This is a genomic window from Amycolatopsis sp. NBC_01488 (assembly GCF_036227105.1).
Taxonomy (GTDB): Bacteria; Actinomycetota; Actinomycetes; order Mycobacteriales; family Pseudonocardiaceae; genus Amycolatopsis.
Window position 1 is genome coordinate 2993613 of the sequence record NZ_CP109434.1, and the last position, 20987, is coordinate 3014599.

16 protein-coding genes and 1 pseudogene are annotated in these 20987 nt (G+C 71.4%); 6 read left to right on the forward strand and 11 right to left on the reverse strand.

The window, feature by feature from the left end; translation table 11 throughout:
• Positions 1-31: 31 nt before the first annotated feature.
• The gene (locus OG738_RS14530; protein ID WP_329054356.1) at positions 32-601 is read left to right on the forward strand and encodes a TIGR03086 family metal-binding protein; all 570 of its coding nucleotides are present in this window, start codon (positions 32-34) and stop codon (positions 599-601) included.
• 1 nt (position 602) lies between these two features.
• Here the strand turns inward: OG738_RS14530 and OG738_RS14535 are convergent, their stop codons facing one another.
• A complete protein-coding gene (locus OG738_RS14535; RefSeq protein WP_329054358.1) occupies positions 603-1427 on the reverse strand; it encodes a (2Fe-2S)-binding protein in 825 nt (274 codons plus the stop codon).
• Positions 1428-1783: 356 nt separating this feature from the next.
• On the opposite strand from OG738_RS14535, the gene OG738_RS14540 reads away from it, so the two are divergent.
• Together OG738_RS14540 and OG738_RS14545 are read left to right on the forward strand one after the other, a co-directional pair.
• Positions 1784-4342 (forward strand): ATP-dependent Clp protease ATP-binding subunit, encoded by a 2559-nt coding sequence (locus OG738_RS14540; protein ID WP_329054360.1) that lies wholly within the window; start codon positions 1784-1786, stop codon positions 4340-4342.
• A 132-nt stretch (positions 4343-4474) separates the two neighbouring features.
• Positions 4475-5653 (forward strand): annotated as a pseudogene (locus tag OG738_RS14545) (Hsp70 family protein); the annotation flags it as partial.
• A gap of 72 nt (positions 5654-5725) precedes the next feature.
• Here the strand turns inward: OG738_RS14545 and pcp are convergent.
• A complete protein-coding gene (gene pcp, locus OG738_RS14550) occupies positions 5726-6364 on the reverse strand; it encodes a pyroglutamyl-peptidase I (protein ID WP_329054361.1) in 639 nt (212 codons plus the stop codon).
• 59 nt (positions 6365-6423) lie between these two features.
• Positions 6424-7857: a M1 family metallopeptidase gene (locus tag OG738_RS14555; RefSeq protein ID WP_329054363.1), complete on the reverse strand. Its 1434-nt coding sequence runs from the start codon at positions 7855-7857 to the stop codon at positions 6424-6426.
• 163 nt (positions 7858-8020) lie between these two features.
• Here OG738_RS14555 and OG738_RS14560 point away from each other — a divergent pair, with 163 nt between their 5' ends.
• Positions 8021-11185 carry a BTAD domain-containing putative transcriptional regulator gene (locus OG738_RS14560; RefSeq protein WP_329054365.1) on the forward strand — a complete coding sequence of 1055 codons (3165 nt, stop codon included), beginning with the start codon at positions 8021-8023 and terminating at the stop codon, positions 11183-11185.
• A gap of 104 nt (positions 11186-11289) precedes the next feature.
• Here the strand turns inward: OG738_RS14560 and OG738_RS14565 are convergent, their stop codons facing one another.
• From OG738_RS14565 to OG738_RS14585, 5 genes are all read right to left on the reverse strand, one after another.
• Positions 11290-11766 (reverse strand): hypothetical protein, encoded by a 477-nt coding sequence (locus OG738_RS14565; RefSeq protein ID WP_329057101.1) that lies wholly within the window; start codon positions 11764-11766, stop codon positions 11290-11292.
• Positions 11693-12982, reverse strand: coding sequence for an IS256 family transposase (locus tag OG738_RS14570; RefSeq protein ID WP_329054367.1), 1290 nt, complete (start codon positions 12980-12982; stop codon positions 11693-11695). Before OG738_RS14570 ends, OG738_RS14565 begins: the two co-directional genes overlap by 74 nt.
• Before the next feature lie 51 nt (positions 12983-13033).
• A complete protein-coding gene (locus tag OG738_RS14575) occupies positions 13034-13885 on the reverse strand; it encodes a DDE-type integrase/transposase/recombinase (protein WP_329054368.1) in 852 nt (283 codons plus the stop codon).
• Between the two features lie 193 nt (positions 13886-14078).
• On the reverse strand, positions 14079-14885 hold the full coding sequence (locus OG738_RS14580; RefSeq protein ID WP_329054369.1) for an ABC transporter permease: 807 nt from the start codon (positions 14883-14885) through the stop codon (positions 14079-14081).
• Complete coding sequence (locus OG738_RS14585; protein ID WP_329054372.1) at positions 14882-15862, reverse strand: ATP-binding cassette domain-containing protein; 981 nt, start codon at positions 15860-15862, stop codon at positions 14882-14884. The genes OG738_RS14580 and OG738_RS14585 overlap by 4 nt, the downstream gene beginning before the upstream one ends.
• Before the next feature lie 162 nt (positions 15863-16024).
• On the opposite strand from OG738_RS14585, the gene OG738_RS14590 reads away from it, so the two are divergent.
• Complete coding sequence (locus OG738_RS14590) at positions 16025-16984, forward strand: endonuclease/exonuclease/phosphatase family protein (RefSeq protein ID WP_329054374.1); 960 nt, start codon at positions 16025-16027, stop codon at positions 16982-16984.
• Here OG738_RS14590 and OG738_RS14595 read toward each other — a convergent pair whose 3' ends face one another.
• On the reverse strand, positions 16985-17782 hold the full coding sequence (locus OG738_RS14595) for an SIR2 family NAD-dependent protein deacylase (RefSeq protein ID WP_329054376.1): 798 nt from the start codon (positions 17780-17782) through the stop codon (positions 16985-16987).
• Positions 17775-18086, reverse strand: coding sequence for an antibiotic biosynthesis monooxygenase family protein (locus OG738_RS14600; protein WP_329054377.1), 312 nt, complete (start codon positions 18084-18086; stop codon positions 17775-17777). Before OG738_RS14600 ends, OG738_RS14595 begins: the two co-directional genes overlap by 8 nt.
• Positions 18087-18137: 51 nt before the next feature.
• On the opposite strand from OG738_RS14600, the gene OG738_RS14605 reads away from it, so the two are divergent.
• Positions 18138-19526: an AAA family ATPase gene (locus OG738_RS14605; protein WP_329054378.1), complete on the forward strand. Its 1389-nt coding sequence runs from the start codon at positions 18138-18140 to the stop codon at positions 19524-19526.
• Here OG738_RS14605 and OG738_RS14610 read toward each other — a convergent pair.
• On the reverse strand, positions 19512-20918 hold the full coding sequence (locus OG738_RS14610) for a M1 family metallopeptidase (RefSeq protein WP_329054380.1): 1407 nt from the start codon (positions 20916-20918) through the stop codon (positions 19512-19514). The genes OG738_RS14605 and OG738_RS14610 overlap by 15 nt on opposite strands.
• Between the last annotated feature and the right edge of the window lie 69 nt (positions 20919-20987).

Below are 20987 nucleotides of genomic sequence, written 5' to 3' on the forward strand. Positions count from 1 at the left end.
GGCCCCCACGGCTCTCGGATGGGATCAGCGGATGACTGCCTCGCTCGTCCGGCCCGCCGCGGCCGAGTTCCTCCGGGTCGCCCACGCGGTGACCGACCTGTCCGCCCCGACGCCGTGCGCCGGCTACGACGTCCGCGGGCTGCTCAACCACCTCTTGTACTGGGCCCCGTGGCTCCTCGCCGCGGGCCGCCGCGAGGACCCGCCGTCGCCGTCGGCCCCCGAAGCTTCGGCGGGGCTCGTGACGGCGGACTGGCGGGCGCGGCTGGAGAAGCAGACGGAGACGCTCGTGGACGTCTTCGGGACGCCGTCGGCGTGGGACGGCATGACGGCGCTGGGGACGGCCCGGCTGCCGGCGTCGGTGGTCGGCGACATGGTGCTGGGCGAGTTCGTCCTGCACGGCTGGGACCTGGCCCGGGCGAGCGGCCAGGAGCTGCGATGCCCGCCGGAGGCGGCGACGGCGGTGTACGAGTCCGCGGTGGCCATGGGCGAGCAAGCACGCTCGATGGGCGTCTACGGGGAGGCCGTGACGGTGGCGGCCGAGGCTTCGCCGCTGGAGCGGGCGCTGGGTGCCTCGGGGCGCGATCCGGGCTGGACCGCCTGATTCAGCGGGCACACGTGCGCGGGCAGCCGTCGCATTCCGGCTCCGCCGGGAGCAGGTAGGAGAAGCAGCAGCTCTCGCGGCGGCGCGTCCACTCGCGGTGGCCGTCCGGGCCCTCGGCCAGGCGCAACGTCGATGCCGACGTCAGCGGCGGGTACCGCGCGTCGAGGACCAGGGCCGCGTCCGCGACGCCCGCGCCCTCGGACTCCGGGGTGCCGCCCTGGCGGCCGGCCCACCACAGCGAGTTCTCCAGCGCGTCGGTCGCCGCGGCCCAGAGCATGCGGCGGCCGAGCCTGCTGACCGGCGCGTACGCCCGGACGAACCGGGCCGCGTGGGCCAGGTAGCGGGCGCGCAGGACCGCCGCCAGGGCCCGCTCGTCCCGGACCACCGTCGCCTCCGGGCGCGCCGACCCCGGGTCGGTCGGGAGGCAGTGGAACGCGTCACCCAGGACCGCCATGCCGTCCGGGTGGGGGCGGTCGTCGGCCAGCCGGAACGCCAGCTCCTCCGGCTTCAGCGACGGCACGCGCCGCTCGTGGTGCAGCAGCAGCGCGCCGACGTACGCCGGGACGTGCAGGTACCACGTCATGACGTAGCTCGCCGTGGTCCGCGCCGGGGCCGCGTCGTGCTCGCGCAGCAGCCAGTCGCCGAGGACGGCGCGCCACTCGTCGAAGTACGCGGGCGTCTCCAGCAGCTCCGAGCAGCGGATCCAGCCCGGTGGGACGTCCCGCCGCAGCTCGCTGCGTTCCTGCAGGCCGGAGACCCGCAGGAGCGACGACGCGAGGCCGTCGCCGACCTCGCGCGCGTCACGGAAGGACCGCTGCTGGTTCACCTGCGGCCCTCCTTCGCGGCGTAGTATTAGGACTGCCTAACCTTACAGGGCGAGGGAGGCTGCGCCAATCGGGTGGGGCACTCCCAGCTTGCGGACTGTTCGCGGTGAGCGGACACCGCGCGGATGGCGGAATCCGGGTGGCCGCCCGCACGTTGGGGTTGACGTAAAGGTGCAGGGCAACCTGAAGATGGAAGCACCCGGCAGACCCCACGTCCGGGTGCGGAAAAGGCCACGAAGAGCCGTAGTGGTACGCCAGCGCGACGGCTTGGCTACTAGAGTGGTCTCACGGTGCTGAATCCATCGCGGTGAAAGCACGATGGAAACGGGCCGCCGGCGCAGCAGTCGAGGGAGTGCACATGTTTGAGAGGTTCACCGACCGCGCGAGGCGGGTGGTCGTCCTGGCTCAAGAAGAGGCCAGGATGCTCAACCACAACTACATCGGCACCGAGCACATCCTCCTGGGTCTGATCCACGAGGGTGAGGGTGTCGCCGCCAAGGCGCTGGAGTCGCTGGGCATCGCCCTGGAGGGCGTGCGCCAGCAGGTCGAGGAGATCATCGGCCAGGGCCAGCAGGCGCCGAGCGGGCACATTCCGTTCACGCCGCGGGCGAAGAAGGTGCTGGAGCTGTCGCTGCGCGAAGCGCTGCAGCTCGGCCACAACTACATCGGTACCGAGCACATCCTGCTGGGCCTGATCCGCGAGGGCGAAGGCGTCGCCGCGCAGGTGCTGGTCAAGCTGGGTGCGGACCTGAACCGCGTCCGCCAGCAGGTGCTGCAGCTGCTCTCGGGCTACCAGGGCAAGGAGTCCACCGAAACCGGTTCCGGCGGCCGTGGTGAAGGCACCCCGTCGTCGTCGCTGGTGCTGGACCAGTTCGGCCGCAACATGACCGTGCTCGCCCGCGAGGGCAAGCTCGACCCGGTCATCGGGCGCGGCAAGGAGATCGAGCGGGTCATGCAGGTGCTGTCCCGCCGGACCAAGAACAACCCGGTGCTCATCGGCGAGCCCGGCGTCGGCAAGACCGCCGTCGTCGAGGGCCTCGCGCAGAGCATCGTCAAGGGCGAGGTGCCCGAGACGCTCAAGGACAAGCAGCTCTACACGCTGGACCTGGGCTCCCTGGTCGCCGGCTCCCGCTACCGCGGTGACTTCGAAGAGCGCCTGAAGAAGGTGCTCAAGGAGATCAAGACCCGCGGCGACATCATCCTGTTCATCGACGAGCTGCACACGCTGGTCGGGGCGGGTGCCGCCGAGGGTGCGATCGACGCGGCTTCGATCCTGAAGCCGATGCTCGCCCGCGGTGAGCTGCAGACGATCGGCGCGACCACGCTCGAGGAGTACCGCAAGTACATCGAGAAGGACGCCGCCCTCGAGCGCCGGTTCCAGCCGATCCAGGTCGGCGAGCCGTCGCTGGAGCACACGATCGAGATCCTCAAGGGCCTGCGTGACCGGTACGAGGCGCACCACCGCGTCTCGATCACCGACTCGGCGCTGGTCGCCGCCGCGACCCTGGCGGACCGGTACATCAACGACCGGTTCCTCCCGGACAAGGCGATCGACCTGATCGACGAGGCCGGCGCCCGGATGCGCATCCGCCGGATGACCGCGCCGCCGGACCTGCGCGAGTTCGACGAGAAGATCGCGAACGTCCGCCGCGACAAGGAGTCCGCGATCGACGCGCAGGACTTCGAGCGGGCCGCCCGCCTGCGTGACGAGGAGAAGACCCTCCTCGGCCAGAAGGGCGAGCGGGAGAAGCAGTGGAAGGACGGCGACCTCGACGTCGTCGCCGAGGTCGACGACGAGCAGATCGCGGAGGTGCTGGCCAACTGGACCGGCATCCCGGTGTTCAAGCTGACCGAGGAGGAGACCACCCGGCTGCTGCGCATGGAGGAAGAGCTCCACAAGCGCATCATCGGCCAGGAGGACGCGGTCAAGGCCGTCTCGCAGGCGATCCGCCGTACGCGCGCCGGTCTGAAGGACCCGAAGCGCCCGTCGGGCTCGTTCATCTTCGCCGGCCCGTCCGGTGTCGGTAAGACCGAGCTGTCCAAGGCGCTGGCGTCCTTCCTGTTCGGCGAGGACGACGCGCTCATCCAGATCGACATGGGTGAGTTCCACGACCGCTACACCGCTTCGCGGCTCTTCGGTGCCCCTCCGGGCTACGTGGGCTACGAAGAGGGTGGCCAGCTGACCGAGAAGGTGCGGCGCAAGCCGTTCTCGGTGGTCCTGTTCGACGAGATCGAGAAGGCGCACCAGGAGATCTACAACACGCTCCTGCAGGTGCTGGAGGACGGCCGCCTGACCGACGGTCAGGGCCGCACGGTCGACTTCAAGAACACGGTCCTCATCTTCACGTCCAACCTGGGCACGTCGGACATCTCGAAGTCCGTCTCGCTCGGGTTCGCCGGGTCCAACGACACCGGCACCCGGTACGAGAAGATGAAGCAGAAGGTCAACGAGGAAATGAAGAAGCATTTCCGCCCGGAGTTCCTGAACCGGATCGATGACATCATCGTGTTCCACCAGCTGACGCAGGAACAGATCATCATGATGGTCGACCTGATGATCGGTCGTGTGGAGAAGCAGCTCAAGGCCAAGGACATGGAGCTGGAGCTGACGGCGAAGGCCAAGGCTCTGCTGGCCAAGCGCGGCTTCGACCCGGTGCTGGGCGCTCGCCCGCTGCGCCGCACGATCCAGCGCGAGATCGAAGACCAGCTGTCGGAGAAGATCCTCTTCGGCGAGGTCGAGCCCGGCCAGATCATCCTGGTCGACGTCGAGGGCTGGAGCGGCAACCCCGAGGACAAGGACGACCAGGCCAAGTTCACCTTCCGCGGTGAGCGCCGACCGTCGTCCATCCCGGACGCCCCGCCGGTCAGCATCGGCGCGGGCCACGAGGAGCAGGGCGGCGAAGCCGAGAACGACTGATCCCGGCTCGTAGTTCGCAGGAGGGCGGTTCCCCGATGGGGAGCCGCCCTTCTCGCGTGCCCGGGGCCGGACCTGACAGCGTCCGGTCGGAAGCATGAGACGATGTCCGCGGGGCTTGGGGAGGGGAACCGCGTGGACGTGCTGTCGATCGACTTCGGGACTTCCAGCACCGTCGGTGTCCTCTCCGCCTCCGGGCGCGGGCCGCGGGCGGTCGAGGTCGATGGGTCGGTCACCATGCCCTCCGCCGTCTTCGTCGCCGATGACGGGCTGCTCGTCGTCGGGCAGGAAGCCGAACGGCGGGCGCGGCTCGATCCACGCCGGTTCGAGCCCCTTCCCAAGCGGCGCATCGACGAAGGCACCCTGCAACTCGGCGAGACCACTGTCGACGTCACCGACGCCTTCGCCGCCGTGCTGCGCAGGATGGGTGAGGAGGCCGGTCGGCAGCTCGGCCGCCCGCCCGCGCAGACGCGGATTTCGCACCCTGCCGGCTGGGGTGCCACCCGGCAGGGAGCCATCCGCACCGCGGCCGCCAAGGCCGGCTTCGGTGACGTCCGGCTGATTCCCGAACCGGTGGCCGCCGCCGCGCACTACGCGAGTGCCGGGCGGCGCAACGCCGGGCCCATCGGGGTCTACGACCTCGGGGCCGGCACGTTCGACTGCGCGGTCGTCGGCGTCAGCCGGCAGGGCTTCGCCGTGCTCGCCGAGGACGGCCTGCCCGACCTCGGCAGCATCGACATCGACCAGGCCCTGCTCGTGCACATCGGCCGCTCGGTCTCGCACACCGATCCGGCGCAGTGGCAACGTCTTCTCCGCCCGCGGTCCACCGCCGACCGCCGCACCCGGCGTGCGCTGCTGCTGGACGTCCGCGACGCCAAGGAAAGCCTCTCCCGCCACAGCCGGACCCACGTGCCGATGCCGGAGCCGTTCGGTGACGTCCTGGTCAGCCGCGACGAACTCGACGCGCTCGTGCGGCCCAGCCTGCTCCGCAGCGCCGAGCTGCTCGGCGCGACGATCCGCCGCGCCGGCCTGCACCCCGGGCAGCTGGGCGGGGTCTACCTCGTCGGCGGGCCGAGCCGGATGCCGCTGCTGGCCACGCTGCTCGGGCGCCAGCTCGGCGTCGCGCCCACGACGCAGGACCAGCCCGAGACGGCCGTCGCGTTCGGCCTCCACCACGTGCCGCTGGGCGCCACCGACGACCTCACCGTGCCCGCGTTCGCGCCGGTCCGGCCGCCCGTTCCGCCGCCGCCCCAACCCTGGCGGCAGCAGGCCGTCCGGCCGCCGCGGTACGCGCCGCCAACGGCCGAGCGCCGGAGCTGAACCCGACCTGGCTCACCAGGTCTCGTCGAACCACGGTCCCTGGCCGGACCGGTCGCGACGCGGTGGTCAATGCTCCGCGCCCGCGCTGACGGCCAGGTCCTCCGTCGTGCGCAACGCCGTGTCCACCAGCACTTCCAGCGCGTCGGCGACCCGGTCCACCCCGAGCGACGGTGCCGCCGTGCCGGACGCCGCGACCTGCTCCGGGCTGAACGGGACGTGCACGAACCCGCCGCGCACGCCCGGCAGGGTCGACAGCAGGTGCATCAGCCCGTAGAAGACCTGGTTGCACACGTATGTACCCGCGGTGTGGGACACCGAAGCCGGCACGCCCGCCGCGCGGATCGCCGCCACGCACGCCTTCACCGGCAACGTCGTGAAGTACGCCGCCGGGCCGTCCGGGACCACCGGGACGTCCACCGGCCGCTCGCCCGCGTTGTCCGGGATCCGGGCGTCGATCAGGTTGATCGCGACGCGCTCGGGCGTCACGTCGAGCCGGCCACCCGCCTGGCCCACGCACACCACCAGCGACGGCCGGTGCGCCAGGACCGCGTCGCGCAAGACCGGCAGCGACGCCGAGAACTCGCACGGCAGCTCGACCGCGGCGACGTCGTCCCGGCGCGCGCCGAGCAGCGAAACCGCCTGCCACGACGGATTCACCTGCTCCCCGCCGAACGGCGCGAACCCCGTCATCAGCACCTCGGCCATGCATCCTCCCCAAAACGCCGTGAGGGCCACCCTACGACGGCAGGGTGGCCCTCACGAGCTCAGGCGGCGGGCTTCAGCCCACCCGGGAAGAGGTACTGGTCGGCGGGCTTGCCGGCGCCGTACACCCACGCGTCGAAGAACCCCTGGAGGTCCTTGTGCGCGACGAACTCGGTGTACCGCTGGAAATCCTGCATGCTCGCGTTCCCGTTCCGGTGCAGCGACGGCCAGGTCCGGAGCACCCGGTCGAACGCGGCCTGCCCGAGGTAGTTGCGCAGCGCGTGCAGCATCATCGGGCCCTTCGAGTACACGTACGTGAACTCGTTGCCGGCGCCCATGTCGTACAGCTTGCCGTTCCAGAACGCCGTCGACGCCTTCTTGACGTCGGCCGCGTACTGCGCGTTCAGGTCGACGCCGTTCTTCGCCTCGTCCCAGAGCCACGTCGCGTACGACGCGAAGCACTCGTTGAGGCAGACGTCCTTCCAGTGCTGGACCGCCACCGAGTCGCCGTACCACTGGTGGGCGTTCTCGTGGACGATCGTCGGCACCGTGCCGGCCCAGCCCGCGGAGTAGATCGGCCGGCTCATCGTCTCGAGCGAGAAGCCGATCTGCTCGTTGAGGAAGATGCCGCCCGCCGCGTCGATCGGGTACTTGCCGAACTTCGACTCGAGGAAGTCGAGGATCTCCGGCAGCCGGCCCTCGGCCTGCTTGGTCGCGTCGGGCGTGCCCGGGGCGAACGCGCTGACGACCGGCGTGCCGTCCTTGCGCTTCTGGCGGTCGAAGGTCCACTTGTCGATCGCGACCGTCGTCATGTAGGGCACGATCGGCGTTTCCTCGGCCCAGACGTGCGTGGTGCCGCCGGGTGCCTTGAACGACGGGTGCTCGCGGCCGTTGGCGATCACGCCCCACTCGTCGGGCACGGTGATCGCGAGGTGGAACGTGGCCTTGTCGAGCGGGGTGTCGTTGACCGGGTACCAGGTGGTCGCCGACTTCGGCTCGCCGGCGACGAACGCGCCGCCCGCCTGGGCGTACTGCCAGCCGTTGTTGCCGAGCGACGGGTCCTCGATCGGCGCGGGCACGCCGTGGTACGCGATCTCGGCCTCGAACTGCTCGCCGCGCCGCAGCGACCGCGCCGGCGTGATGACCAGCTCGTGGTCGCCGGTCCGGCTGAACTGCGCGCCGCGGCCGTCGACCTGCACCGAATCGACGGTCAGGCCGCGCAGGTCGAGGTCGAACGAGCTGAGCGCCTGCGTCGCCCGCGCGGAGATGTCCTGCAGCCCCTCGAGCTGGTGCGACGCGGGGTCGTAGCTCACCTTGAGGTGGTAGTCGGCGACGTCGTAGCCGCCGTTGCCGTCCTGCGGGTAGTAGCTGTCGCCGGCGCCGTCGCTGCCCGGCTTCGCGGCGCCCCAGTCGTTCCCGGCGGCTGCGACCCCGCTGCTCAGGCAGAGGCCGGTGAGCAGTGCGGTGGCGAGAACGACCGGTTTCTGTCCCCTCATGAACGCTCCTGTCCGTCTGGGTGGACGTGGAATCGCAACGTATCGCCACGAATGTGCCCTCGAGCGAGGTGACATCGCATTTGTCCGGAAAATCAGCACTTCCGTCGGTGCCGCTCCGGCCATCCGGCCCCGGCGCCGGTGCGGGGTCTGGAAAGCTGGACACGTGCGCGTTGCGCTGCTGGGCCCACTGCGGGTGACCGACGACGAAGGCACGCCGATCGACATCGGCGGAGCCCGCCTCCGCATGCTCCTGGCCCGGCTCGCGCTGGACGCCGGGCGGGCCGTCCCGGCCGACGCGCTCGTCGACGGCCTCTGGGGTGCCGAACCGCCGGCCGACGCCGCCAACGCCCTCCAGTCGCTGGTCTCGCGGCTGCGGAAGGCCCTGCCGGTGGCCGTCGAATCGGGCCCGGGCGGCTACCGGCTCGCCGTGGCGCGGGAAGACGTCGACGCCGAACGCTTCGAACGGCTCGCCGCCGAGGGCCGTCGTGAACTGGCCGCGGGCCGGGACGCCCACGCGGCCGAGCTGCTGGCCGGGGCACTCGCGCTGTGGCAGGGCGGCGCGCTCGCCGACGTCCTCGACGCGCCGTTCGCGCCCGCGCCGGCCCGCCGGCTCACCGAGCTGCGGGCCGAGGCGGCCGAAGACCGTTTCGAGGCGCTGATCCGGCTGGGCGAGCACGCCGGAGTCCTCGCCGACCTGACCGCCGCGGCCGACGCCGACCCGCTGCGCGAGCGGCTGGCCGGGCTGCGGATCCGCGCGCTGTGCGCGGCCGGGCGCCAGTCGGAGGCCCTGGCCGTCTACACCGGGCTCCGCCGCACCCTGGCCGACCAGCTCGGCGTCGACCCGTCGGCCGAGCTGCAGGAGGTCCACCTCGCCGCGCTGCGTGGCGAGTTCGCGCCGCCGTCGCCGGTGACCGACCGGCTGCCGACCCGGCTGACCACGTTCATCGGCCGTGACGACGAGCTGAAGCTGCTGGCCGAGCTGCTCGGCGGCGCCCGGCTCGTCACCCTGGCCGGCCCCGGCGGGGCGGGCAAGACCCGGCTGGCCACCGAAGCGGCGTCGCGGCACCCGGCGCACGCGCGCGGGCGGGTGTGGTTCGTGCCGCTGGCCGGCGTCCGCGACCCCGGCGACGTCGGCGGCGCGCTGCTCGCCGCGCTGGAGGTGCGCGACATCCGCAGTGCCGAAACCGAGGTGCGGCGGCGGCCGGACCTGCTCGGCCACGCCGTCGAGGTGCTGGCGGGCGGTGAAGCCCTGCTGGTGCTGGACAACTGCGAGCACGTCATCGACGCGGCCGCGTCGCTCGCCGACGACCTGCTGGGCCGGCTGCCCGGCCTGCGGATCCTCGCGACCAGCCGCGAGCCGCTGGCCATCACCGGCGAGGCGCTCTGCCCGCTCGGGCCGCTGCCGGTGCCCGCCGAACGCGCGGCGCCCGCCGAAGCCGCCGAACTGGACTCGACGCGGCTGTTCCTCGACCGGGCGAGCGCGGTCCGGCCGGACTTCGTGCTCGACGAGTCCACTGTGGACGACGTCGGCCAGATCTGCCGCCGGCTCGACGGGATGCCGCTCGCCCTCGAGCTGGCCGCCGCGCGGCTGCGGTCGATGACGCCGGCCCAGATCGCCGCCCGGCTCGACGACCGGTTCCGGCTGCTGACCTCGGGCAGCCGCACGGCGCTGCCGCGGCAGCGGACGCTGCGCGCGGTCGTCGAGTGGAGCTGGGACCTGCTCACCGAGCCCGAGCTGGTGCTCGCGCGGCGGCTCGCGGTGTTCCCCAGCGGGGTGCCGATGGACGCCGTCGAGCAGGTCTGCGCGGACGAGTCGCTGCCCGTCGCCGACGTCCCGTACGTGCTCGGCACGCTCGTCGAGAAGTCCATTGTGGACACGGTGAACCGCGGCGGCGAGCCGCGGTACCGGATGCTGGAGACGCTGCGGGCCTACGCCGGCGAGCGGCTCGCCGAGTCCGCTGAGCGGGACTCGTTCCAGCGTGCGATGACCGGCTACTACGCCGACCTGGCCGAACGAGCGGAACCGCTGCTCCGCACGGCCGGGCAGCTGTCCTCGATCGACTTCTACGAGGCCGAGTCGGTCAACCTGGCCGGCGCCCTGCGCGTGGCCATCGAAATGTCCGATGTGGACACTTCGGTGCGGCTGCTCAACGGGATGTTCTGGTACTTCACCATCCTCGGGCAGGGCGAGCGGGCCGAGGAGTTCATCGACGCGGTGCTCGGCTTCGGCGACCGGCTGCCCCCGGACGTCCGGGCGGCCTACCGCGCGATCTCGCGGCTGTTCCGCCAGGTGCCGGCCCGGTTCCCGCTCGACGGTGTCCGCGAACTGGTCGACGAGTGCGTCCGCACCGGCGCGGTGGGGAAGTACCCCGGCCTGGCCGTGGCCCTGCCGATGCTGGCGTTCCTCGGCGGCGACCGCGAGCTGGCGATGCGCGAGGTGCGCCGCGCGCAGGCCGCCGACGACGTCTGGACCCGCTCGGGCGGCCACTGGGTCGAGAGCTTCCTGCTCGACGACACCGGGGACGTCGACGGCGCGGACCGGGCGCGGGACCGGGCGCACGCGGGCTTCCGCGAGGTCGGCGACCGCTGGGGCACGGCGATGACGTTGAGCTTCAAGGCAAACGCGCTGTCCCAGTCCGGCCACGGCGAGAGCGCGATCGAGGTGTACCAGCAGGGACTGGCGCTGTCGATGGAGCTGCGGTCGCCCGAGGACGTCGTCCAGCACTGGTGGCGCCTGGCCATCGAACGCGCCCGCCTCGGCGACCTCGACGGCGCGTGGCGCGACCAGGAAGCCGCCGAGCGGTACGGGCAGGGGTTCGAGAACCCGCAGCAGCGGGCGCTGCTGATGTTCGGCCGGATCGAGCTGTGCCTGAGAAGCGGGCGGACGGCGGAAGCACGCGCCGCGCTGAGCCAGCTGACGGCGCTGACCTGGGAAGCGGCGTTCCCCGAGGGCATGGGCGAGGAGTGGGTCAGCGCGTTCGAGGGGCGGCTCGCGCTGGCCGAGCACCGGCCCGACGCGGCCGAGGCGCACGTGGCCAAGGCCATCCGCACGAGCCGGGACCGCGGTGACATGCCGGACCTCGCCGGTGCGGTCGAGCTGCTGGCGCTGGTGCGCGGCGAGCAGGGCCGACCGGCGGACGCGGCCCGCATGCTGGGCACGTCGGCGCGGATCCGCGGCCGGTTCGACCTCGGCAGCCCGGAGGTGCGCGAGCTGATCGCCCACCTGCGTGAAGAGCTTTCCGAAGCACGGTACGAAGAGCTGATCGCGGCGGCCCTCGCGGCGTCCAAAGAGGACGCCATCGCCGGGGTGTACGCCGAAATCGGCTGAAGGGGACGCCCGCCCCCGCGAACGCCCCCTCCCGCACTGGTCGTGAGTGAGAAACAGTGTTCTAACCCTGTGCGCTGTCTCAGGACATATCGGACAGATATGTCTCAGGACTTTCCGGACAGTTTCTGGTTGGTGAGGCGTTGGTAGCGTACCGAGCGGTCTAGCGTGAGTTGGCGGGCGACCATGTCGTCGACCATGACGGTGACGCGGTCGCCTTGCCAGTAGACGGTGGCGGCGTGCCCGGCCCAGGTGCGGCCGAGGACGATGGAGCAGCCGGAGAAGGCGATCACGCCGGTGGCGGAGACGGGGCGGGTGGTGACGCCGCTGGGCCGGTGGGGCCCGGTGGCGGGGGTGGCTTTGGGGCGGGCGTCGTAGCGTTGCTGGGGTGTCTGGCCGTCGAGGCTTTGGTGGCGGCGGTTGTTGTACTCCTGTCGGTATTCGTCGAGAAGCTGTTGCAGGGCAGCAAGGTTCTTGGAGCAATAGTCAAGACCTGTGGATGAAGATCTTTTAGGCGGCTGCGGGTGGGGTGTGTTCGGTGGGGCGTTCGACGAGTTTGCCTGCCTCGAACCGTGCGCCGGCACGGACGAGGGCGACCAGGTGGGGCGCGTTGACCGCGCGCCAGCGAGCCTGGGCCGCTTCGATGAGCTTGAATGCCATCGCCAACCCCGCCGCGCGGGAGCCAGGACCCTTGGTGACCTTGGTGCGGTGCCGCACGGTGGCGAAGGTTGACTCGATCGGGTTCGTGGTCCGCAGGTGGATCCAGTGCTCGGCCGGATAGTCGTAGAACGCCAGCAGCACGTCAATGTCGTCGGTGATCTTGGCGGCGGCCTTGGGGAACTTCGCGCCGTAGGCGGCATCGAACGCCTTCACCGCGTCCAGGGCGTGCCGGCGGTCTTCGGCGTTCCAGATCTGCGCGAGGGCCTTCTTCGCCCCGGGATGCGCGGACTTGGGCAGCGCCGCCAGCACGTTGGCGATCTTGTGGAACCAGCAGCGCTGCTCCCGGGTCTCGGGAAACACCTCCCGCAGCGCGCCCCAGAACCCCAGTGCCCCGTCGCCCGCGGCCAGCACCGGGGCACGCATCCCGCGGCGGCGGGCATCGCGCAGCAGATCCGCCCAGGACTCGGCCGACTCGCGGTACCCGTCAGCCAGTGCCACCAGCTCCTTGCGGCCGTCGGCGCGCACCCCGATCATCACCAGCAGGCACAGTTTCTGCTCTTCCAGGCGGATGTTGACGTGGATCCCGTCCGCCCACAGATAAACAAAGTCCACAGTGGACAGATCACGTTCGGCGAAGGCGCGTTGTTCGGCCTTCCACTGCTCGGTCAGCTTCGTGATCACCGGACCCGACAGGCCCTTCGCCGACCCGAGGAACTGACCCAGCGCCGGCACGAAGTCCCCCGAGGACAGGCCGTGCAGGTACAGCAGCGGCAGCACCTCGGTGATCTTCGGGGTCTTGCGTGCCCACGGCGGCAGGATCGCCGAGGAGAACCGCTCGCGTTCGCCGGTGTCGGGGTCGATGCGCTTGTCGTTGACCCGCGGCGCGGTCACCTGCACCGCGCCCGCGCTGGTCAGCACCTCGCGCGGTTCGTGGTGACCGTTGCGGACCACCAGGCGATGCCCGTTCTCATCACGCTCGCCGGCGAACCGGGCGATATAGGCCTCGACCTCGGCCTGCAACGCCTCGGCCAGCATCCGCCGCGCGCCTTCACGCACCAGCTCATCGATCACCGACGACGCGGACGAGCCGCCCGCCGCACCATCATCACCAGCAGCAGGATCAGGGACTACGCTCAGCATCGGGTCGTACCTTCCCGGCCGACGTTGGCGCGTCGGCCATGCTTGGAAACCTCATCCGGTCACCGGGAAGGTACGCCCCCTTCCCAGCCATCCACAGGTTTCAAGCATTGCTCGGTTCTTGGCGGGTGGTCGGGCGGCGAGCCATTTCTGCAAGGTCTGGTGGAGGCGTTCGTTTTTGCCGCAGGTCTGCGGGTGGTGCGGGGTGGAGGCGATGCTGGTGACCCCGAGTTCGGCGAGGTGGCGTTCCAGTTCGACCATCCAGCCGCGGTGGCGGCCGGTGAAGGCGAGCCCGTTGTCGGACAGGAGTTTCACGGGTACGCCGTAGCCGGCGAAGGCCTGTTGTAGCGCGGTCCAGGTGTCGGCGGTGGTTTCGCCGGGGGCGGCGTAGGAGCCGACGTCGAGGCGGGAGTGGTCGTCGAGGATCTGGAGGATGCAGACCTTGGTGCCGTCGGCGAGGTGGTGCTCCATGCCGTCGATCTGCCAGCAGCCGTTGGGGTCGGCGTAGGTGAACCGGCGCCGGGTCCGGGGTTTCTTGCGCGGCTGCGGGACGATCTGGCCGTGGGCGCACAGGATCCGGTGGATCGAGGCCCGCGACGGGACCGGGGTGACCCCGGCGTCCTTCAGCCGCCAGCGGATGGAGATCGGGCCGTTGTCGAGGCCTGCCTCGGCCAGTTCCTTGCGGGCCCGCAGCACCGCCTCGGCCACCGCCGCGCCGAGGGTGCTGGGGCGGTGGTGCGGGGCAGTGCTGCGGCGGGTGAACCCGCTGGCTCCCTCCGTGCGGAACCGGGTTACATACTTGTAGAAGGTGTCCCGGGACACGCCGTGCTCGTGGCAGAACCGCGCCACGTTGATCTTCTCGCCGTGAGCGGCCTGCGCGACCGCGGCGACGAACTCAGGATCCATCGAAAACCCTGTTCTGCCCATCGCCGCATGATCACCACAAAAGCCCTGGTCACTACGCCGACAGGCCGATCAGTGTCCGCGATGTCCTGAGACATCAACTGTCGGCGATGTCCTGAGCTGCGGCACAGTGTTCTAACCCTGTTTCTCACTCACGACCCCCCTGGCGCGACTCACCCCCGTGTGTGCGCCTTTTTCAGACCCGCCGGCGGTAGGCCCAGGTGGCCAGCGGGAAGAACACGATCACCGCGCCGGCCATCCAGGCGAGCGCCCCGGCCAGCGGGCCGGCGACGGCGCCGCCGTTCATCAGGCCGCGCAGCGCGTTCGCCATCAGGCTGACCGGGCTGATGTCCGCCCATGCCCGCAGCCAGCCCGGCATCGTCGACGTCTGGACGAACACGTTGCTGCCGAAGGTCAGCGGCATGACGAACACGAACATCAGCGCTTGCGCCGAGCCCGGCGACTTCATCACCATGCCGACGAACACCGAGGCCCAGCAGAAGCACAACCCGAACGCCAGCGCCAGCAGGATCGCCACGGCGAACTCGGCGGGGCTGGTCGCGATCCGGTAGCCCATGATCGTCGCGACGACCATCAGCACGGTCAGGCAGACGATGTACCGCACGACGTCGGCGAGCACCGCGCCGATCAGTGGTGCCGAGCGGGCGATCGGCATGCTGCGGAAGCGGTCGAACACGCCCTTGGTGATGTCGGTGTTGAGGTTCGTGCCCACGGTCAGGCACGCCTGCAGGATGTTCATCACGATGATGCCGGGCACGACCATCTGCAGGTAGGCGTCGGTCGAGCCGGACAGCGCGCCGCCGAACAGGTACACGAACATCACCAGGAAGATGATCGGCATCAGGGTGACGTCGGCGAGCTGTTCGGGGTTCTTGCGGATCTTCAGGATGCCGCGCCAGGCCAGCGAAAGCGCGTGGCCGAAGCCCTTGGCGGGGCTGATGTGCCGCGGCGGGGCCGGGCGGTCGAGCGCCAGCGTCGTCATGCCAGGCTCCCTTCGAGGTCGCGAGTGTCCTCAGTGGACTCTTCGGCGGCGTGCCCGGTGAGGGCGAGGAACACCTCGTCGAGGCTGGGCAGCCGCAGCGCCAGCTCGTCCGCGGTGATCCCGGCTTCGTCCAGCTTGCGGACCAGGGTGGACAGCAGCACCGGGTCGTTGACCGGCGCGGTGAGCAGCCCGGACGTGTCGTCGCGGGTCGGCCGGACGCCGGAGAGGTCGCCGAGGATCCGGTTGACGGCGTCCATGTCGGACAGCTGGGTCGGCCGGACCTGCAGGGTCTGCCCGCCGACGCGGCGCTTGAGCTCGTCGGCCCGGCCGTCGGCCACGACGCGGCCGTGGTCGAACACGGTGATCTTGTCGGCCAGCTGGTCGGCCTCCTCCAGGTACTGCGTGGTCAGCAGCACCGTGGCGCCCTCGGCGACGAGGGTGCGGACGACGTCCCAGACCTCGTTGCGGGCGTGCGGGTCGAGCCCGGTGGTCGGCTCGTCGAGGTAGAGCACCTCGGGGCGGCCGACGAGGCTGGCGGCCAGGTCGAGCCGCCGCCGCATGCCGCCCGAGTACGTCCGGATCGGCCGCTTGGCCGCCTTGGTCAGCTCGAACCGCTCGATCAGCTCGGCGGCGCGGGCCTTGGCCTGGGCGCGGGAGTGGCCGTACAGCCGGCCGATGAGGACGAGGTTCTCGATACCGTTGAGGTCCTCGTCGACCGACGCGTACTGCCCGGTCAGCCCGATCAGGCTGCGGACCCGCACCGGGTCGGCGACGACGTCGTAGCCGCCGACGGTCGCTCGGCCGGCATCCGGTTTCATCAGGGTGGCCAGGATCCGGACGGCGGTCGTCTTGCCGGCGCCGTTCGGCCCGAGCACGCCGACGACCTGCCCGAACGGGACCTCGAGGTCCACCCCGTCGAGCGCCTTGGTGTCCCCGAAGTGCTTGACCAGGCCCTCGGCCTGGATCGCGTGCGACATGGGCGTTCCTCCTTCGCTGTCGCTGGTGAGCTTCACTGTGGCGGTCGGCGCTGGCAGGCCGCGCACAGCGCGCTGGCAGGCGCTGGCAGCCGCTGGTGGAGATCTTGTGGAGGAGTTGTCGCCGCCCGGGCCCGGCGGTGGGCACCTGGGCATACTCGGCACATGACCGTTGCGGAAGAGACGCGCGTCCGGCGGAAGAACCCGCTGGTCACGGCCCTGCTGGTGGTGCCGCTGGTGCTGCTGGCGGCCGAGGCGGTGCTGCGCCTGATCGGCTACGACGGCGACTGGTACACCCTCGTCGCGCTGGCCCTGACGCCGTACCTGGCGGCCGCGGGCCTGCTGCTCGGCGGGCTGGCGCTGGCCCTGCGACGCTGGTGGGTCGGCGGGGTCGCGCTGGTGCTGGCGGTCGTGCTGGCCGTGCTCGTGCTGCCGCGGCTGTCGGCGAGCGACCAGCGCGAGGTGCGCGGCAAGACACTGCGCGTGCTCGCCTCCAACCTGCTCTACGGCCAGGCGGACCCGAAGGCCGTCGTCGACCTGGTCCGCGAGCAGCGGATCGACGTGCTCAACCTGGTGGAGATGACGCCGCGCGCGGTCGACGGGCTGACCGCCGCCGGGTTGTTCCAACTGCTGCCGTATCGGGTGCTGCACCCGGCGCCCGGCGCGTTCGGCTCGGGGATCGTGTCGCGCTTCCCGCTGACGGAGGTCAACCTGACGGGTGATTCGGCGGCCAAGCAGCCGGGCGCGCAGGCCGACCTCGGCGACGGCGTGGTGGCCGAGATCGTCGCGGTCCACCCGATCTCCCCGGACGTCGACACCCCGCAGTGGGAGCGCGAGATCAAGGACCTGTCCCGCGCGGCGGGCGAGCACGGCCTGCGCATCCTGGCGGGCGACTTCAACGCGACCCTGGACCACGCGGCGTTCCGCACGGTGCTGTCCCGCGGCTACAACGACGCGGCGTCCGAACGCGGCGACGCGCTGGAGCCGACGTGGCCGTCGTCGTCGCCGCTGGTGACCATCGACCACGTGGTGGTCGACAACCGGGCGGCGGTCCAGGACTACCGCGTGTTCGACGTCGCGGGCAGCGATCACCGGGCGGTGTTCGCCGAGGTCCGCCTGCCGTGATCAGGCCAGCTTTTCGAGCGTCTCCAACGCACCGGCCGCGATGGACACGCCCCGGCCGTGGCGGATCTCGGGTTCGCGCGGGTTGATCCGGATCAGCGCGCCGCTCGCCGCGCTGGCCAGCTCGCTGTAGCGGCGGACCGTCGGGACCGCCTGGCCCGCGCCCAGCTCGACGACGACCAGGCCGGAAACCTCGCGGCGCCACGCCGCCAGCTCGTCGAGCTGGGCCTGGCTGCGGTCCGGGACCCACGAGAAGTCGCCGAACATCAGGATGTTGGGCCGCGCGAGCCCGCCGCAGCTCGGGCACGACGGCAATGGCGGCACCGCGCGCATCGTTTCGTTGTCGATCTCGACGTCGACGCCGGAAGCGGCCCAGATCTCGGGCGTGCACCCGGCCAGGCACTGCAGGTGGTGGATCGAGCCGTGCGCCTCGGCGACGTGCGCGAAGCCGGCCGCCTGGAACTGTCCGTCCACATTGGACGTGAAGACGCGGGTGCCGCCGGGCGGCTCGAAGCCGAGCAGCAGCCGGAAGCCGTGGTGCGGCACGGTCTTCCGGTACAGCGAAAGCCGGTGGCCGTAGAACCCCCAGGCCAGCTCGGGGTCGTCGGCGAAGTGGCGCGGGTCGGCCAGCTCCTCGAACCGCAGCCCGAGCCGGGCGTACGGCGGGTACGCACGCCAGAACCCTTCGCCGCCGCGGAAGTCCGGCAGCCCGGAATCGACGCCCATCCCGGCGCCGGCGCAGATCAGCAGCGCGCCGGCGCCGTCCAGGAGCTCCGCGGCCCGCTCGAGCGCGTCACTCACCCGGCTGCGAGCCGAGGACGACCTCGAACTCCAGGAGGTTCGCCCCGGTGGACACGGGCTTGGCGCGCTCGCCCGAGTGGGCCGCCGCGGCCGGGCCGCCCTTCGCCCACGCCTGGTAGTGCTCCTCGGTCTCCCACTTCGTGTACACGAAGTAGCGCGTTTCGCCGGAAACCGGGCGCAGCAGCTCGAACCCGAGGAAGCCCGGCTGCTGGTCGACGGCGTGCATTCGAGCGGCGAACCGCTTCTCCAGCTCGGGGCCGGCGCCTTCGGGGACCTCGATCGCGTTGATCTTCACGACACTCATGGGTCCCAGCGTAGTTGTCCCGGCGCTGTGATCCGTGCCACTGTGGATCTCATGGGGAGCGCAGAGCGGGACCTGGCGGCGGACCTCGCCCGGATCGTCCGCGCCACCGCCGACGAGGTCGCCGGCGAGCGGAGCAGCGAACTGATCGAGCGGGTGACCGGCCACCTGGGGGCGCCGCTGCCGGAGATCGTGGTGGTGACCCGCAACTGGGCGATGTGGGAGCACGCGAACATCCAGCGCAGCGTGGACGCCTACCTCGCCGAGCACGGCACGGCCGTCGACTGGTTCGGGATCGCGGGCGGCCAGCGCACGCACGAGGACCTGATCGGGATGCTCGCCACCGCGCGCAGGCAGGGGATGTACGAGCTCGGCTCGGTGGACTACACGACCACGGCGATCGGCCCGGACGTCGCGACCGAGGCGGTGCAGCTCGGGCTCGTCGGCACGCACGCCCCGGGCGGCGAGCCGGTGCTGCTCGCGGTGCGGGGCGCGAACCCGCAGTGGGGCCAGGAACAGTGCCGGCTGGAGGTGCTCGCGACGTCGCGGGTGATCGCCACCGGCGTGCGGGACCGCGTCGAGCGCCTGATGGTCGAGCACGACCTCCTGCGCGGGCAGGTCCTGGCCTTCGGCAGCAGCGAGAACCGCGGCAACGAGCTGCTCACCTTCCTCCCGCGGCCGAAGCTGCGGGGCGACGAGGTGGTGCTGCCGGACGGCGTCCTCGACGCGATCGAGCGGCACACGATCGGCATCGCCCGGCACGGCGAGCGGCTGCTGGCCGCCGGGCAGCACCTCAAGCGCGGCCTGCTGCTGCACGGCCCGCCCGGCACCGGCAAGACGCACACGGTCCGGTACCTGATGGGCCGCCTGCCGGAGACGACGGTGGTCATCCTGACCGGCACGGCGATGCGGTTCGTGGCGAAGGCGGCGGAGCTGGCGCGGCGGCTGCAGCCGAGCGTGGTCGTGCTGGAGGACGTCGACCTGATCGCCCAGGACCGCAGCTACGGCCCGCAGGTGCAGCCGCTGCTGTTCACGCTCCTCGACGCGATGGACGGCGTGGGCGGCGACGCCGACGTCACGTTCCTGCTGACGACCAACCGCGCGAGCGAGCTGGAGCGCGCGCTGGCCGACCGCCCGGGCCGCGTCGACCTGGCGGTGGAGATCCCGCTCCCGGACGCGACGGGCCGCGAGGCGCTGCTGCGCCTGTACGCGCGGGGGCTCAAGCTGACGGCGAACCTGACCCCCGTCGTCGCGGCGACCGAGGGAGTCACGGCGTCGTTCGCGAAGGAGCTGCTGCGCCGGGCGTCGCTGCTCGCGCTGGCGGCACGTCCGGAAGAGGATGTCGTGGTGGGCGACGAGGAGCTGTCGACGGCGCTGCGCGAGATGCAAGACGCGCGAAGCGCCTTGACGCGGTCGTTGCTGGGCAGCTCAGCTGCGCAGTGAGCCGGGGAAGAGGTCGGCGTCCGCGGGCAGTGTCGTGCCGTGGAACCAGTCGGCGAAGAAGGCGTGCAGGTTCTTGCCGCTGACCTGGGCCGCCATGTTCTCGAAGTCGGCCCAGGTCGCGGTGCCGTGGCGGTAGCGGGCCGGCCAGGCGTGCAGGAGCCGGTCGAACGCCGGGTCGCCGATCTGGCGGCGCAATGCGTGCAGCGCCAGGATTCCCTTGTTGTACACGCCTTCGAACTCGTGGCCCTGGCCCATGCCGACGAGCTTCTGGGACCAGAAGTCCGTGCTGTCGCGGGTGATCTCGATCGCCGCGTGGTAGCGGGCGTCCAGGTTCTGGCCCTCGCGCTCGGCCCACAGCCACTGCGCGTACGACGCGAAGCACTCGTTCAGGCAGATGTCGGACCAGTCGCGCAGCGACACCGAGTCGCCGAACCACTCGTGGGCGTTCTCGTGCACCAGCGTCGGCAGGTCGGCCCACTTCGCGTACGTCGGGCGGGTCTGCGTCTCGAGCGAGAAGTGGACGTCCTCGTCGAGGAAGATCCCGCCGGCCGCCGACTGCGGGTACGGCCCGAACTTGCCGCTCAGGAAGCCGAGCACCTCCGGCAGGCGGTCGCCGATCGCGCGGTGCTCCTCGGCCCCGGGCGCGTACGCCGAGACGACCGGCGTGCCGTCCGGCAATGTCGACCTGTCGACACTGAACTTGCCGATCGCGATCGTCGTCAGGTAGCTCGCGATCGGGTTCGGCTCGGTCCACGTCCCGGGCGGCCCCTCCCGGCCGTTCGAGATCACCGTCCAGCCCGCCGGGACGTGCGCGGTGAGCGTGAACGACGCCTTGTCGCGCGGGGTCTCGTTCACGGGGTACCAGAACGCGGCCGAATGCGGCTCGCCGACCATGTACGCGCCGCCGTCGGCCGAGTGCTGCCAGCCGTTCTCGCTGCCGCCGTCGTGGGGCGTCTTCGCCGGGTCGCCGCCGTACCGGACGCGGGTGCGGAACGTCGTCCCGGCGCGGATCGGCGCGTTCGGCGTGACGACCAGTTCGAACGCCTTCTCGCGCGTGAACTTCGCCGGCTGCCCGTCGACCTCGACGCTGTGGACGTCGAGCCCGCGCAGGTCGAGGTCGAACCGGCTGAGGTCCTGGGTGGCCTTCGCGGTGACCGTGGTGTCGGCCTCGAGGTGGCCGCTCGGCGGGTCGTAGGACGCGTCGACGTGGTAGTCCAGCGCGTCGTACCCGCCGTTGCCGTCGTCCGGGTAATACGGATCACCGGCGCCGGCCGCGCCCGGCAGCGGGTGCATCGGCGCGGGCGGGGCCGGCACCGTGACGGCGTCACCCCCGCACGCCGCGGCGACGATCACCGCGGCGCAGACGGCGAGGGCAGCGAGTCGGCGGCGCATGGGAACCACCTTAGGTGATGGACTGCGATCACTTGGTCACGTTCCGCACCTGCGGTTTTGTGGTTAGGT